The organism is Cupriavidus respiraculi (assembly GCF_914271545.1).
Taxonomy (GTDB): Bacteria; Pseudomonadota; Gammaproteobacteria; order Burkholderiales; family Burkholderiaceae; genus Cupriavidus; species Cupriavidus respiraculi.
Genome location: NZ_CAJZAH010000001.1, coordinates 1,347,389 through 1,361,990 on the forward strand (window position 1 = coordinate 1,347,389; position 14,602 = coordinate 1,361,990).

Below are 14,602 nucleotides of genomic sequence, written 5' to 3' on the forward strand. Positions count from 1 at the left end.
CGACACGCCCCGCTCCCCGCATTCCCGCCTCCCGCTATCCTCACGCCCCGAGCGTTCCGTCTCGCGGGCACTATCCCTGCGGCCGTCCTATCGCGGCCAGTGCCGCGTCGATGCGGTACAGCGGCTCGATCAGGCCCACGTCGAGCGCCTGCTGCCGCAATGCGCGCAAGCGCGCCATCACCGCCTCGTCGGCGCCGCCGCGCCCAGCCGCGGCCAGCGCGCGCGTGCGCTCCACCAGGAAGGTCGCCCACGGAAAGGGCTCCCGGCTGATATAGGCTTCGAGTTCCGACGCGTAGCGCTCCGCGTCGTCCCACCTTCCCGCGTCCAGCGAGACCTCGATCGCTGCCTCGTGCAGATCGAGATAGCAATGGCTGACACAGCCCTGCGCCAGGATGGCGACGCCCTGCTCCAGCGCGCGCCGCTGCTTGTCCGGGTCGCGCGTCGTGCGGGCGATAAAGCCAAGGATGGTGGGGCCCGAATAACGCACCCCGGAAGCGTGCCCGAGCGCGAGCGCCTCGTCGAGCATGGGCTCGGCCTCATCGACACGCTCCTGCTTGCCCACGGCGAGGCCGACCCGGGCCATCAGTTCGGCCTCGAAGCGGCGTGCGCCCAGCCGGTGGGCGACGGCCAGCGCCCGCCGTCCCATCGCCTCTGCCTTGACCCAGTCGCCGATCCACTGCTCGACCGATACCATCACGTCGCAGCCAAGGATTTCGATGCGCGCGTCACCGATGCGCCGGGCGATGCGCAAGGCCTCCTCGCACGCGGTCAACGCGCCGCGCACATCGTTGCAGTACAGGCACAGCGCGCCGATCATCGGCAGGTTGGCGCCCTCGATGCGGATAAAGCCGCGTGCCCGGGCCAGCTCCACGCAGCGCTCGAAATGCGTGCGGGCGGTCAACATGCGGCCCTGCTGGTAATACGCATCGCCCAGTCCGCCGAGCGCGCGCGCGGCCGCCAGCGGCGAGCCGGCGGCGTCGGCATGATGCAGCGCACGCTGGTGCGCGGCCAGGCAGGCCTCCAGATTGCCCACCGGGAAATGGACATTGCCGCGCAGCGACTCGATCTGCGCGAGCACATCGGGCCCGCCACGCGCCGCCGCCGCGCGCTGGGCCTCGTCCAGCGCGTGCAGCGCCTCCTCGTAGCGATCCAGCAGCCGCTGCGCGGACGCCACGCCGATCCACGCGCGCGCCCGCTGGGCATCGTCCGCGGCGGACTCCACGGCCTGCCGGAACGCCGCCAGCGACTCGGCGGGCTGGCCCAGATCGAGCGTCAGTTCCCCGCGCAGGCACGCCAGCGACTGGCGTGCCGCGCCGTCGCCCGCGATGCGCAGCGCGCGGTTGGTCAGCCGCAGCGCGCGCTCGTTGCGGAAATGCGCCGCCTCGTGGCGCGCCGCGAGTTCATAGGCACGCGCCGCGCCGGGATCGTTGGCGGCGTCCAGATGCTCGGCGTACAGCGCCGGATCGCGTCCTTCGTACCAGCCGGCCGCGCGCCGGTGCAGGTCCAGGCGGCGCGACTTCAGCAGCGACGCGTAGACCGCCTCGTGGATCAATGCGTGCATGAACAGGTAGTCCTCCCCCTCCGGCCTCGCCATGGCGTGCTGGACCAGCCGTTCGCACGAATAGCCGGCGTCGTCGAGCACATGCCGCAGCGCCGCCGGCGCAAAGCGCTGTCCCAGTACGGCCGCCGCCTGCAGCGCCTGCCGCTCGGCATGCGGCAGGCGATCCAGCCGTGCCAGCACGATGCTTTGCAGCGTGCCGGGCAGCGCCTCGTCCTCGGCATGGCCGTTCCCCGGCGCCGCGACATTGCGCAGCAGCTGATCGAGGAAAAGCGGGTTGCCCTCCGCCCGGCGGATGCACGAGTCGGCGAGCGCCGGGTCCAGGCTGCGATAGCGCGCCGCCAGCTGGCGCGCCTCCGCGTCGTTGAGGGGGCCGAGGTCGATGGTGGTAAAGGCCGCGCCCGACGCCGCCGCGCGCCACGCGTTGTCGAGCGGGTCCTGTTCGGCGCGCACGGTCAGCGCGAGAGTGAAGCGGTTGACGCGCGTGGCGCAAGCGAGCTGCGCCAGGCATTCCAGGAGCGCGGGCTCTGCCCAATGCACGTCCTCGAACACCACGAGCAGCGCCTTGCCGGCGCTCCGGCGCGTGGCCAGCGTGGTGACGAAGCGATGCACGCCGCGCTGGCGCGAGGCCGCATCCATCGCCGCCAATGCGGCGGCCTGCGACGGCGGCTGCGCCAGCTCGAGCAGGTCGTACGCGAACGGAATATCGTCCTCTTCGACCTGCCCCTGGCTCACCGCGCGCGCCACCAGCGTGGCCCGTGCCTGGGCGTCCGTGCCGGGCGCGACGCCGAGCAGGCTGCGCACCAGCACACGCAGCGGATCGCCGCTGCTGCCCGCGCCGAAGTCCAGCACCAGCGCGCGATGCGCCTCCAGCCCGTGCTCGCGCGCCAGCGCGACGAAGCGCTCGGCCAACCGGCTCTTGCCGATGCCGGCCTCGCCGCGAATCACCACCACGCGGCCGCGGCCCGAGCGCAGGCAGTCGTCGGCGACGCCGGCCAGTTGCAGCAGCTCGCCCTGGCGGCCGACGAAGGCGTGCTGCGGCGGCATCTCGTCCGCGCTGAGCAGGCGCCGCACCCGCCAGAGCTTGATTGGCTCCGGAACGCCCGGCATGGTCATGTCCGCGACGAAGTCGGTTTCCAGCCGGCCGGGCAGCGCGAGGCAAACCCGGTTGGACACCAGCGTCTGTCCGGGCTGCGCGTGTTCCATGACCTGCACCGCCACGCTGACCGGCGCGCCGGTCAGCGTCATGCCGGCCTCGCCGAACGCCGCCAGCACCTGTCCGCTCGCGGCGCCGACGCGCGCCAGCAGGCCGCCACCGGCCGGCAGATCGCGCAGCGCGCCGTGCAGGGCCACCGCCATGTGCAGCGCGCGCTCCGCGTCGTTGCCGTGGGCGACCGGCACCCCGAACACCACGGTCATCCGCGGCCCGATATCCGCGGTCAGCCGGCCGCCGCACGCGGCCGCCAGCGACCTGGCCCGTTCGCGCCAGCGCGAGAGCACGTCGTGCAACTGCTCGGGGTCGATGCCGGCGGCCTCGGCGGCGGCGTCATCGATGCTGGCCACCACCACCACGGCGTGGCGCAGTTCGGGACCGGATGGTGCGATCGGCAGCTGCTGCGCTGCCGCTGCGGGCGGCGACGGCGCGGGGCGCGCCGGAGCGATGGCGGGTCCGGCCTCCGATGGCGTGGGCCCGGCGGTCGTGGGAGTCGTGGCGGGCCCGTCCGCCATGTCGCCCGGCGCCGCGAGCGCCGTGTCCCGCGGCGGGGCTTCCCCGCGCGGCGGTGCCGGCGCGCCGCGCCGCGCGCGCAGGATGGCGCGATGCAGCGCCTCTGTCTCCGGCTCGGGCGATACGCCCAGCTCCCGTTGCAAGGCGCCGTGGCAAAGCCGGTACTGCTTCAGCGCGAGAGCCTGCCGGCCCTGCTTGTCGTACAGCCGCATCAAGGACCGGTGCGCGCCCTCGTTCAGCGTATCGAAGGACAACAGGCGCACGGCGGTGGCGATGGCGCGGTCCGCCTCGCCCGACTGTTCGTAATGGGCAAGCAGGCGGCCCAGCGCGTCGAGCGCCACGCCGCGCAGCCGCTCGCGTTCGATGGCCAGCCAGTGGTCGAATGCCGGCGCGGCGGCATGCACGCCTTCGAGCAGATCGCCACGGTACAGCGCGATCGCCTGCTCCAGCGCGGCAGGCGTGCCGTCCCGCAGGCAGCGTTCGAACTCGACCACATCGACCTGGGCGCGGCACAGCCCCACGCGATCCGCGTCGGCGACCAGGGCCTGCTGCGCCTGCAGCCCGGCGTCCTCCAGCGCCTTGCGCACCGCCGACAGCGCCTGGCGCAGGCTGGTGCGGGCCTGCTCGGCATTGCTGTCGGCCCAGAACAGCGCGGCAAGCTTGTCGCGCGGCTGGGCCCGGCCTTGGGACAACGCGAGGTAGGCGAGCAGCGCGCGCGCCTTGCGCGCGCTCAGCGGGAGGGGAGTACCGTCGGGCGAACCGATATACAGGCCGCCGAGCAGATCGAGACGAAGGTCGGCCATGGCGTTGGGGGCTGGAAAGTTCCGTTATAGGCCACTGCGGCGCCCCCTGCGACGCGGAAAATCGCCCATAGCGCACCCGAAACGTGAAAAGTTCGAATCGGCGCGCTTTCACGCTTTTCACGGCGTGCGCGCGGCGCGTTTACGGTGAATGCCGTTTGCGAGACTGCGCGTTCTTGCGCCAGATTCGAACTTTCACGCTTCTTTGACGCTGGCGCCTACGGCACGCTCACGGCCCGCGCCTACCCTGCCTGATACCGGGTCCCGCTCCTCTTGCTTGGCAAGCACCCCCGCACCTCCCCGGTGCCACGGCGTTCCAGCGACGACTTCGGTGTTTGGGCATCGGCCATCGCATGCGTCTCCGCTCCCGGCGGCGCCCCCGATGGCGCAGGTCTGGCCCACTGAAACTCTGTCGAACCAGCAAGGATTGCGTCATGGTACACACTGATTTGCGGCATCTTTCCGTCTCTTCCCGGAACGCCAGCTCGCTGGAACGTTTCGAGGCCGCACTGGAACTGCTTCACGGTTATTACGGGGACCCGCTGACCCTGGTCGACCACGCCATCGCGGAAGACCCGGACTTCGTCATGGGTCACGCGCTGCGCGCGGGACTGATGATCACCGCCGGCGACGGCGCGGTGCTGCCGTTCCTGCGGCAAAGCGTCGAGGCCGGCGAGGCACTGCACAGCCTGGCCAACGAGCGCGAGCGCCGCCATATCGCCGCGGCGCGCGCCTGGCTCGATGGCGACTTCTCCCGTTCGGTGCGCCTGTACGGCGACATCGTGATCGACTACCCACGCGACAGCCTGGCGCTGCAGATCGCGCATATCGGCGATTTCCTGCTGGGCCAATCGACCATGCTGCGCGATCGCATCGCTCAGGTGCTGCCGCACTGGAACGCGGGCGTACCCGGCTTCGGCTACGTGCTCGGCATGCATGCCTTCGGCCTGGAGGAAACGCACCTGTACGGCCAGGCCGAGGAGCGCGGCCGCTTCGCGCTGGAGCTGAACCATCGCGATCCGTGGGCCATCCATGCCGTGGCGCACGTGATGGAGATGCAAGGCCGCCAGGAAGCCGGCATCGAATGGCTCAGCGCGCGCGAGGCCGACTGGTCGCAGGACAACATGATGGCCGTGCACAACTGGTGGCACCTGGCGCTGTTCTATCTGGAACTGGGGCAGACCGACTGCGTGCTGGCGCTGTATGACAAGCGCATCCGCGACAGCCGCTCGTCGGTCGCGCTGGATCTGATCGACGCCTCGGCCATGCTGTGGCGCCTGCATCTGCGCGGCGTCGACGTGGGCAACCGCTGGCACGAGGTGGCCGACGCCTGGCAGGCGCGTGGCGCGGAGGGGCTGTCGGCATTCAACGACGCGCATGCGGCCATGGCCTACCTGGGCGACGACCGCGCCGACGCCTTCCAGGCTCTGATGGCGAGCATGCGCCGCGCGGCGGCGGGCCATGGCACCAACGCCATGATGACGCGCGAGGTGGGGCTGCCGCTGGCCGAGGCGCTGATCGCCTTCGAGGCGTGCGACTACGATCATGCGGTGGAACTGCTGATGCAGATCCGCGTGATCGCGCACCGTTTCGGAGGCAGCCACGCGCAGCGCGACCTCATCAACCTGACGCTGATCGAGGCGGCGCTGCGTGGCGGCCGCGCCAACCTCGCCTGCGCCCTGGCCGCCGAGCGCATGGAGCTGCGGCCGATGAATCCGAGCCTGAGCAAGCTCGCCCAGCGCGCCTCGGCGCTGTATCGGGAGGCGGCGGACGCCAGCGAGATGCCCCAGGCAAAGGCGGCATAACCCGCGGCGGCGGGCGGCGGCGGGCGTACGCCGGCCAGTCACGGCAGGCCGCCGGGAAACGCACAGCAGGAGGAGGGCAACAAGAGGACGGGGCCGGCGGCATGCGATCCGCCGGCCCACCGTCCCTCGCCCCTGGCCGGGGCCGCGGGCCATTTGTCCGTACGACGCGTTGCGGTTTAAGATGCGCGATTATCGAACAATCGCCCACCCGGCAACGTCCCGTCCATGGCCGCCTCTCTCCCCCTCGGCGCGGCGCTGGCCCGCGTCGATACCTTGCGCACGGCCAACCCCAAGCTCGATCAACTCGACGGCTTTTCCGGCGATCCCAACTTCATGCTCTCCCTCGCGCGCGGCCTGACGGTGCTCGAGGCATTTTCCGAGCGCAAGCGCCCGCTGACGATCTCGCAGGTCGCCCAGCGCACGCGCCTGTCCCGCGCCTCGGTCAGGCGGTGTCTCTACACGCTGGAGCAGCTGGGCTACGTCAGCCAGGAGGGCGGCCAGTTCGCGCTGCGCCCGCGCGTGCTGCACCTGGGCCATGCCTACTTCTCGTCGACCTCGCTGGTCTCGCTGGCGCAACCGGTGCTCGACGCGCTCAGCGCGACCATCGACGCCACCTGCGCGCTGGCCATCCTCGACGACACCGACATCCTGTACCTGGTGCGCTCGGAAGTGCAGCGGGTACTCACCCACGCGCTCGGCATGGGCAGCCGCCTGCCGGCGTACTGCACCTCCAGCGGGCGCCTGCTGCTCGCGCATCTGCCGCCCGCCGCGCTGGAGCAGTTCTTCGCGCGGGCCGAACTGCGGCCGCGCACGACGCAGACCAAGATTTCGCGGGCCCAACTGGAGCTCGCCTTCGCCAGCGCGCGCGAGCTGGACTATGTGCTGGTCGACGAGGAACTGGAGCCGGGCCTGCGGGCGATCGCCGTGCCGGTGCGCTCGCTCGAAGGCCAGGTGGTGGCCGGCATCAGCGTGAGCGTGCGGTCCGCCGATGCGAGCGAGCAGGAGATGGTGCTGCGCCTGCTGCCGGCCATGCGGGATGCGGCGGCCGATATCGGGCAAATGATCGCAACGTGACAGATTGCGCCGGAGGCGCTTGTCGCATCCTTACGACACGGTTGGCGATATTGGCACGGTGGCGTCGCGGGCGTCATACGGGGCGTTTCCCCCGCGCCGCGTCCCGCACTCCGGGCGCTTCTTCGGCGAACAGGCGCGCTTTAGCCGCCACAGACGGGGGGTCGGCGCGGGAATTGGCCGAAGAAACCCTCGATGCTTTGTCAATCGGAACGCGTGGAGTTTGGATAGAATCCACGATCATTGGCGAAAATCGACAGATTGCGCCGAGTTAATGACTTCCACGCAACATCGATATGACTTTCGACGACATCTCGCTTGGCGCTATCGTCGCAGACCTGCGTACCGGGGAACGGCCGTTGATGCCGGCGGAGCAGGCCTATCTGGCGGAGTTGCGACAGCGTATCGCTGCCGGCTCCGAAAACCTCTGGACGATCCTGGAAGACGCCGGCATGCCGTCGAATGGCCGCTTCTCGACCGACGTCGCCATGGCGCTCACGATGGTCGCGCAGACCAAGCCCCAGTAAGACCGCAAGCCAGCGCCCGCTCAGGGGCGCTTCGTCGCATCGCTGGTCGGGTCCGCACGCAGCGGACCGTCTCTCTTCAGCCGCGGTGGGCCAGTTCCAGTGCGAACACCAGGCGTTGCAGCGTGTTCTCGACCCGTCCGTCCACATTGGCGAACGAGCAGCCGAAATGGTGGATCGCGCTTTCGTCGCGTCCCACCAGCCAGTGCCCTACCACCACCAGATCCAACTCGAGCTTGCCCAGCTCGCGGAAATCGAGCTTGGCGCGGGCCATCTTCGTGCCCAACGGCAGTACCTCGTCGCTGACGGTCTTGCTGCGCAGGCCGGCGCCGGACAACGACAGGTCCGAGATATCGAGCTGCACCGACTTGCCCCCATCGAGGCGCACCTCGCAGCTGTAGCCGCGCGTGACCAGCGTGCGCGCGCGGAAATGGCGGCGGCGCTGGAAGTGGTAGACCTTGTCGGGGAATGGCGCGCTGAACGCCGGGCCGCCTTCGTACTGGACCGGCGTGGGATTGCCGACCACGAAGTTGACGGGCACGCCGCGCAGCGAGGCGGAGAAGGCGTTCTCGGACGAGCCCTGCACGGCCTCCGACTCGCTATCGGTGCGGCACCAGTCGAAGATGAACGAGCGGCTGGCTGGATCGACCTTCAGCACCGTGGTAACCGTTTCCACGCCGCGCGCGGCCCGCACGTTGATGATGCACTTCTGCCACGACAGGTCCCGCAGCACCGTGCCGATCTGCGAGCTGTGGGTCAGCCGGTAGCGGTCGTCGTCTGACGAGGACGCCGCGCTCTCGGCCGGGGACGAATCGGTGGACGGTGTGAGACTCATGAAATCACGCAATGCCTGAAAGGTTGCCGGCAGATCGCGAATACGCGGCAACGGGGTGGGATCGGCGGGCCAGTGCGACCACCGGCAAGCAGCGCCGCATGGTAAGCGCGCCGCCCGGGACGGCGCAAGGGGCCGCCCCGGGGAATCGCGCATCGTCGCACGAAGCGCAGACTCTATGGCAGAAACGGCGTCGTGCGGTGAAACTTTAGCCAGACTTGCGGGGGGTTGCCATGCCGCGGCGGCCCGCGGCGCGCGGCATCACCGCGCGGGCGGCTGTCAGGGCCGCAATATCGCCATGGCCGGTGCGCCATCGGCACCGGTGTGCCGGCGCAGCAGCGGCAGCTCCGGCGCCGTGGCGACGCCCTCGAGCCGCAGCAGCGCGCGCTTGCGATCCGTGCCCCCGGCATAGCCGGTCAGGTCGCCGGCGGCGCCGACTACCCGGTGACAAGGCACCATCACGGACAAGGGGTTGCGCCCCACCGCGCCGCCGACGGCGCGCGCGTGCGTGGGGGGCAGGCCCAGCTCCGCGGCGAGGGCGCGGTACGAGACCGTCGCACCGAACGGAATGCCAGCCAGCGCCTGCCATACCGCCTGCTGGAAGGCGGTGCCGGACGGATGCATCGGTACGGAGAACCGCTGCCGCACGCCGGCGAAGTATTCGGTCAGTTCGTCCGCGGCGCGGTCAAGCAATGCCCGGTTGCCAGGCGCGTGCGCATCGGGCTGGACCACGTCGGGCGGATAGTATTTCTGGCCGGTGAAAAACACGCCGGTCAGCCGCTCCTGCCTTGCCCGCAGCAATACCTCGCCAAGCGGGCTGGCAACGATGCGATAGCTATTCATGTCGGCTCTCCTGTCTGAATGTCCTGGTAGCGCTGCCACACGTGCATGGCGGCGTAGGCGCGCCACGGCGCCCAGCGCGCCGCGTGCTGCTTCATCGCGCCGATGGTGTGGATGCCCAGCGTCTTGCGCAGCGCATAGTCGGTGGTAGGAAAGGCGTCGGGCCAGCCCAGCGCGCGCATCGCGATGTACTGGGCGGTCCAGTCGCCCACGCCTTCGATCGCGCGCAGCCGCGCCACGGTCTCCTCCGGCGGCGCGCTGGGATCCAGTGGCAGACGCCCCGCCTCGACCTCGCGGGCGATGGCGGCGATGGCCCGCCCCTTGGGCGCCGATACGCCGGCGGCGGCCCACTGACCGCCGGCCAGCGACGCGAGGCTGCCCGCCGTGGGAAAGCACCGCAGCAGCGAACCCGCCGGCGTGGGCAGCGGCGCGCCGTGGCACCGCGCCAGTTCGGCGAGAATCGCCCGGGCCTGCCGGACCGAGATCACCTGGCCCACCACGGCGCGCACCGCGATCTCGAAGCCGTCGACCGCCCCGGGCAGCCGCATGCCGGGCGTGGCATCGGCCAGGGCACCCAGGTGGCGGTCGACGATATCGGGCCGGCAGCCCAGGTCGCACAGCCGGCGCACCCTGCCCAGCGCCTGCGGAATCGCATGTGCCAGCGAGCCGGACAGCGTGACGCGCAGCACATGGCGCTGGGGCACATCGGCGATCCGGACCCAGCCGGCATGGCGGCGGCCGCCGCTTTCCAGAGCCAGCGTGCGGGCATAGTGGCCATCGGCGACGTGTTCGACGCCCTGCACCGCACGCGCGGCGAGAAAGTCGAGCCACGCCTGCCAGGCGAAGGGCGGGCGGTAGCCGAGCTCGAACACCAGCTCGTCGGCCGGCAGCCCGCCGTCCGCGCGCTTGCGCATCGCCGTGGGCGCCAGACCGTAGCGCGACTTCAGCACGTCATTGAAACGTCGCACGCTGCCGAAGCCGGAGGCCAGCGCCACCTCGGTCACCGGCAGCGCCGTATCCGTCAGCAGCCGTTTTGCCAGCAGCAGCCGTTGGGTCTGGGCATATTCCAGTACAGTTACGCCGAACTGGGCGAGGAACAGCCGGCGCAGATGGCGCTCCGTCACGCCGATTCGCGCGGCCAGCGCCGCGACGCCCGCCTCGGCCATGAAACCCTCGTCGATCAGCATGGCCGCCGCCTGCGCGAGCCTGCCGGACAGTTCGGCGGCACCCTGCCCGGGGGCCAGTTCGGGGCGGCAGCGCAGGCAGGGCCGGTAACCGTGTTTCTCCGCGGCGGCCGCGGTGCCAAAAAACGTGCAATTTTCCGGCTTGGGCGTGCGCACGGTGCAAACTGGCCGACAATAGATGCCGGTCGAGGACACACCCACGAAGAAGCGTCCGTCGAACCGGCGATCGTGCGAGACGACTGCCTTGTAACATGTGTCGGGGTCGAGGTTCATGCGTCCATCGTACCTTGACGGAGACTCAAGACTAGCTGGAATCGGACACGCGAGCGGCGCCCGCTCCGCGCTGTCCTGGCCGCCCTCCCCTTGGCACCGCCATTAATGCTTGCCGGGGCTGGGTTTCTAACTGTATATTCGTACAGTGTTTTGTCACAAAGAGGTATGGATGGCAATCGTGCGAGCTGGCAGCAAGACCGAGGCGCTCAGGCTCCTTGCGTCGAAGGATGTGCTGGCCCTTGAGCTGGACTATGAGACTGGATGGCAGGACGCCGTCGAACTTGGCCGCCTCGGCGAGAAGCGCGGCATCAAGGTGCAATACCGCGGTCAGGAAAGTATCGCGGTTCGCTCGCGCGAAGCCCTGATCGACGGGCTCGCCAAACCCAAGACCACGTTCCGGCAGCGCAACCTGTATTGCCAGTTCGATCTGGGCGCCCTGCCCGATCACGAATTGCAGGAACTGGAAGCCAAGGCCAGCCGTCTGGGCGACTACATCCTGGCGGGACACCTGCTGCGACAGATCGACGGCACCTGGCCGCAATAATCCGCATGGGCCTCGTGGTCCCATCGCGGGTTCGCCGTTCGACGCGACACGCCCAATGCCGCGTCCGGGGACGGTCTTCCGGCCACTGACTTCCGGCTGACACTTTCAGCGTATTTCCGAAAGAAAGACGTTTTTCCGCGGTTCAGCATGGGCTCTTCCATTGCAGCCCGTGTCGCATTCCGCGACCTCACCCCGCACTACCCGCTGTTCCGCACGCGCCGTCCCGCGCCGCCTCCCGTATTGCGCCCCTGCGCCGATACGGCCCCCGCATCCGGACAGCCTGCGCAAAACGACACGAACACACAGCGGGCGAGCACCGGGCCGCATGGCCGCTCACCGGGGCAACAAGAAGACGCAAGGCCGACAAGAAAAAGCAGAAACGGTCAGGAGACCCGAAACACGATGTCAGCTGATCTGTACGAAGCCAGGGAGCCGCTGGTGCGGTGCCTGAACGAGACGCTCGCGGTCTGGGAAACGACGTTGGACCGCACTCTCTCCCAATCCGGGGTATCGCTGAAGGAGTGGCGCCTGCTCGGTTATCTCGCCAGCGGCGACCGGCTGGGACCGGCCAGCAACGACGAATCGCGGCAGACCCCGCGCGCCGCGCCGCGCGAGCCCGATCCCTGGCTCAACGCGGCCGAGTTCGAGGCGATGATCGAAAGGCTGGAAGAGGAAGGATGGCTGGTGCGCGAGGATGCCGACGAACGCATCCGGCCGGTGCCGGTCATTGCGCAGGCGGCCAGCCAGCGCATGCAGCGCGTGGGCCAGTCCATCAAGGCGCTGCAGTCGGTGTGGGTCTCCGCGCTGAGCCGCGAGGAGCGGGCCACCATGATCACGTATCTGAGCCGGATGCAGCGCCAGCTGGATGCGTATGCGAAGCGGCGGCAGCCGAGCGAGGATGGTGCCGCGGCGGCAGATGGGGAGGAGGGTTAGCAGGCGGGCGTTGGCAGGCTGGCGGGCCGCCACCCTCATCCCGACCCTCTCCCGCGGGCGGGAGAGGGAGAACACGGTCGGTTCGCCCCGGGCGTGAGGAGACCGCCCGCCGGCGCCCAACAATCAATCGCGCAGCAATTGCTTCGCAATGATCATCTGCTGGATCTGCGTCGTGCCTTCATACAGGCGCAGCAGACGCACGTCGCGATAGAAGCGTTCGGCCTTGTATTCCGCAATATAGCCGGCGCCGCCGTGGATCTGCACCGCGCGGTCCGCCACGCGGCCCACCATTTCCGTACAGAACATCTTCGTGCACGAGGCCAGCATGCTGACCTCGGGATCGCTCTTGCCCGGCGTCTTGGCGTCGTAGCGCTGGGCGCAATCGCGCACCATCGACAGGCCGGCGTACAGTTCGGCGCGGCTGTCGGCCAGCATGCCCTGGATCAGCTGGAAGTCACCGATCGGATGGCCGAACTGGCGGCGCTCCTTCGCGTACGCCACGGCATCGTCGAGCAGGCGCTCGGCCATGCCGCAGGCCAGCGCCGACAGGTGCAGGCGGCCACGATCGAGCACCTTCATCGCCGTCTTGAAGCCCACGCCCGGCACGCCGCCGATGATATTGGCCGCCGGCACGCGCACGTTCTCCAGCACCACATCGCACGTCTTGGTGCCGCGCTGGCCCATCTTCTTGTCCGGCTTGCCCAGCGAGATCCCCGGCGTGTCGGCCGGCACGATGAAGGACGAAATGCCGGATGCGCCCGGGCCGCCGGTGCGCGCCATCAGCGTGAAGGCGCCGGCGCGCGGGGCGTTGGTGATGAAGCGCTTGGTGCCGTTGATCACATAGTGGTCGCCGTCCAGCTCGGCCTTGGTCTGCAGCGAGGCGGCGTCGGAGCCGGCATTGGGCTCGGTCAGCGCAAACGAGATGATCAGTTCGCCGCTGGCGATCTTCGGCAGATACGCCTGCTTCTGCTCCTCGGTGCCGTCCATCAGGATGCCCTGCGAGCCGATGCCGACGTTGGTGCCGAAGACGGAGCGGAACGCCAGCGCGGTATGGCCGAGGTCATAGACCACATCGCATTCCTGCGCCATCGACAGGCCGATGCCGCCGTAGTTTTCCGGGATGGAGATGCCGAACAGGCCCATCTCCTTCATGTCGGAGACGATGTCCGCCGGCACGTCGTCGGTTTCCTCGAGGATGTCTTCGGCGGGTTTGAGGCGCTCGTCGATAAAGCGCTGCACCGAGGCGCGCAGCAGCGAGAAGGATTCGGCGTCGAGGGTCATGGCGGTCTCCGTGGGTGTCCGTGGGCACGGCATCGTGCGATGGTCGTCATGGTACGCCGCCGGGCGATTTTGACAATCCACGCCAGCTTGGACAGAATGGATAGTCTTTTTTGACAATCAATGGTGGCGCCCCATCGCCGGCTGCGTCGCCCTTTCCCCCCACCTCCCATGGACCTGAACGCCCTGCGCCTGTTCGTCGATATCGTCGACGCCGGCAATCTGTCGGCCGCCGCCCGCAAGCTGAAGATGACCCGCGCCAATGTCAGCTACCGGCTCAAGGCGCTGGAGGAGGAACTAGGCGTGCAACTGCTGCGCCGGACCACACGGCATGTGGAACCCACGCCGGTGGGCGCGGGGCTCTACGAGCACGGACGCAACATCCTCGGCGAGGTGGCGGCCGCCAATGCGCTGATCAGCAGCATGGGCAAGACGCTGCAGGGCCACGTGCGGCTGTCGGTGCCGACCGGCCTGGGCCATTCGCTGCTGTCTCCGCTGCTGGTGCAGTTCAAGCACCGGTATCCGGACATCACGCTCGACGTGGTGTTCGACAACCGCATCCACAATCTGGTCTCCGAGGACGTCGAAGTGGCGCTGCGCATCATCTCCACGCCGCCAGACTCTGTGGTGGCCACCGAGATCGGCGAGGTGGACTGGCTGGTGTGCGGGTCGCCCGGCTACCTGGCGACGCACGAGCCGCCGCGCGAACTGGTCGATCTGAAGCGGCACGGCATCGTCTGCGCCTCGCCCATCGGGCAGAAGCTCAAGGTATTCGGCACGCGCGATCCTTCGCCGCATGCGCCGCGCGACCATGTGCTGCTCGAACCCACGCTGAGCTCGGAGAACTTCGCCTTTCTGAAGGAGGCCGTGATCGGGGACGTGGGGCTCGGCCTGTTTCCGCTGTACGCGGTGGGCGCGGAGATCGAGGCCGGGACGCTGGTGTCCGTGCTGCCGGATTACCGCATCAGCCTGTTCGGCAGCCGGCTTTATATGCTGACCATGCCGAACCGATACCAGACGATGGCGACGCGGTGTCTGCTGACGTTTTTGAAGGGGGAATTGCAGGCGGCTTGGCCGCGGCTGGGGGTGAGGACCGAACCGTCGCATTGAGCGGGCGGTCACCCTCACCCCCGGCCCCTCTCCCGCTGGCGGGAGAGGGGAGCAAACCTGCTGGCTTCGGATCGCGTTTCGGTGTTCTTCCCTCTCCCGCACGCGGGAGAGGGGCGAGGGGCGG

11 protein-coding genes are annotated in these 14,602 nt (G+C 69.4%); 6 read left to right on the forward strand and 5 right to left on the reverse strand.

The genetic code is table 11. The features are described 5' to 3' along the window. Positions 1–70 precede the first annotated feature (70 nt). Positions 71–4,087 carry a BTAD domain-containing putative transcriptional regulator gene (locus tag LDO27_RS06025; protein WP_224040334.1) on the reverse strand — a complete coding sequence of 1,339 codons (4,017 nt, stop codon included), beginning with the start codon at positions 4,085–4,087 and terminating at the stop codon, positions 71–73. 431 nt (positions 4,088–4,518) lie between these two features. On the opposite strand from LDO27_RS06025, the gene LDO27_RS06030 reads away from it, so the two are divergent. The 3 genes from LDO27_RS06030 to LDO27_RS06040 all read left to right on the forward strand — a co-directional run bounded on the left by LDO27_RS06030 (position 4,519) and on the right by LDO27_RS06040 (position 7,487). Then, positions 4,519–5,889, forward strand: a complete 1,371-nt coding sequence (locus tag LDO27_RS06030; RefSeq protein WP_224040336.1) for a tetratricopeptide repeat protein — start codon at positions 4,519–4,521, stop codon at positions 5,887–5,889. 225 nt (positions 5,890–6,114) lie between these two features. Continuing rightward, a complete protein-coding gene (locus LDO27_RS06035) occupies positions 6,115–6,963 on the forward strand; it encodes an IclR family transcriptional regulator domain-containing protein (protein ID WP_224040338.1) in 849 nt (282 codons plus the stop codon). Positions 6,964–7,256: 293 nt separating this feature from the next. Further along, positions 7,257–7,487 carry an IclR family transcriptional regulator gene (locus LDO27_RS06040; RefSeq protein WP_222204651.1) on the forward strand — a complete coding sequence of 77 codons (231 nt, stop codon included), beginning with the start codon at positions 7,257–7,259 and terminating at the stop codon, positions 7,485–7,487. Between the two features lie 76 nt (positions 7,488–7,563). On the opposite strand, the gene LDO27_RS06045 is transcribed toward LDO27_RS06040, so the two are convergent. The 3 genes from LDO27_RS06045 to LDO27_RS06055 form a co-directional block, all read right to left on the reverse strand. Further along, positions 7,564–8,319: a flagellar brake protein gene (locus LDO27_RS06045; protein WP_224040340.1), complete on the reverse strand. Its 756-nt coding sequence runs from the start codon at positions 8,317–8,319 to the stop codon at positions 7,564–7,566. A 276-nt stretch (positions 8,320–8,595) separates the two neighbouring features. After that, a complete protein-coding gene (locus LDO27_RS06050; RefSeq protein ID WP_224040342.1) occupies positions 8,596–9,159 on the reverse strand; it encodes a methylated-DNA--[protein]-cysteine S-methyltransferase in 564 nt (187 codons plus the stop codon). Further along, positions 9,156–10,613, reverse strand: a complete 1,458-nt coding sequence (locus LDO27_RS06055; protein ID WP_224040344.1) for a DNA-3-methyladenine glycosylase 2 family protein — start codon at positions 10,611–10,613, stop codon at positions 9,156–9,158. The genes LDO27_RS06050 and LDO27_RS06055 overlap by 4 nt, the downstream gene beginning before the upstream one ends. A gap of 169 nt (positions 10,614–10,782) precedes the next feature. Here LDO27_RS06055 and LDO27_RS06060 point away from each other — a divergent pair, with 169 nt between their 5' ends. Beyond that, positions 10,783–11,157, forward strand: a complete 375-nt coding sequence (locus LDO27_RS06060) for a PHA-granule associated protein 4 (protein ID WP_222204642.1) — start codon at positions 10,783–10,785, stop codon at positions 11,155–11,157. 402 nt (positions 11,158–11,559) lie between these two features. Beyond that, positions 11,560–12,090: a hypothetical protein gene (locus tag LDO27_RS06065; RefSeq protein WP_224040345.1), complete on the forward strand. Its 531-nt coding sequence runs from the start codon at positions 11,560–11,562 to the stop codon at positions 12,088–12,090. Positions 12,091–12,213: 123 nt separating this feature from the next. On the opposite strand, the gene LDO27_RS06070 is transcribed toward LDO27_RS06065, so the two are convergent. Beyond that, positions 12,214–13,371, reverse strand: a complete 1,158-nt coding sequence (locus LDO27_RS06070) for an acyl-CoA dehydrogenase family protein (RefSeq protein WP_222204638.1) — start codon at positions 13,369–13,371, stop codon at positions 12,214–12,216. 168 nt (positions 13,372–13,539) lie between these two features. Between LDO27_RS06070 and LDO27_RS06075 the strand changes: the two genes are divergently transcribed. Beyond that, positions 13,540–14,478 carry a LysR family transcriptional regulator gene (locus LDO27_RS06075; RefSeq protein WP_222204636.1) on the forward strand — a complete coding sequence of 313 codons (939 nt, stop codon included), beginning with the start codon at positions 13,540–13,542 and terminating at the stop codon, positions 14,476–14,478. The last annotated feature ends 124 nt before the right edge of the window (positions 14,479–14,602 follow it).

Excerpts from the sequence above, each read along its gene's own strand:
- LDO27_RS06060 (WP_222204642.1), top strand. The coding sequence starts at position 10,783 with ATGGCAATCGTGCGAGCTGGCAGCAAGACCGAGGCGCTCAGGCTCCTT.
- LDO27_RS06030 (WP_224040336.1), top strand. The coding sequence starts at position 4,519 with ATGGTACACACTGATTTGCGGCATCTTTCCGTCTCTTCCCGGAACGCC.
- LDO27_RS06025 (WP_224040334.1), bottom strand. The coding sequence starts at position 4,087 with ATGGCCGACCTTCGTCTCGATCTGCTCGGCGGCCTGTATATCGGTTCG.
- LDO27_RS06055 (WP_224040344.1), bottom strand. The coding sequence starts at position 10,613 with ATGAACCTCGACCCCGACACATGTTACAAGGCAGTCGTCTCGCACGAT.
- LDO27_RS06040 (WP_222204651.1), top strand. The coding sequence starts at position 7,257 with ATGACTTTCGACGACATCTCGCTTGGCGCTATCGTCGCAGACCTGCGT.
- LDO27_RS06050 (WP_224040342.1), bottom strand. The coding sequence starts at position 9,159 with ATGAATAGCTATCGCATCGTTGCCAGCCCGCTTGGCGAGGTATTGCTG.
- LDO27_RS06035 (WP_224040338.1), top strand. The coding sequence starts at position 6,115 with ATGGCCGCCTCTCTCCCCCTCGGCGCGGCGCTGGCCCGCGTCGATACC.
- LDO27_RS06075 (WP_222204636.1), top strand. The coding sequence starts at position 13,540 with ATGGACCTGAACGCCCTGCGCCTGTTCGTCGATATCGTCGACGCCGGC.
- LDO27_RS06045 (WP_224040340.1), bottom strand. The coding sequence starts at position 8,319 with ATGAGTCTCACACCGTCCACCGATTCGTCCCCGGCCGAGAGCGCGGCG.
- LDO27_RS06070 (WP_222204638.1), bottom strand. The coding sequence starts at position 13,371 with ATGACCCTCGACGCCGAATCCTTCTCGCTGCTGCGCGCCTCGGTGCAG.
- LDO27_RS06065 (WP_224040345.1), top strand. The coding sequence starts at position 11,560 with ATGTCAGCTGATCTGTACGAAGCCAGGGAGCCGCTGGTGCGGTGCCTG.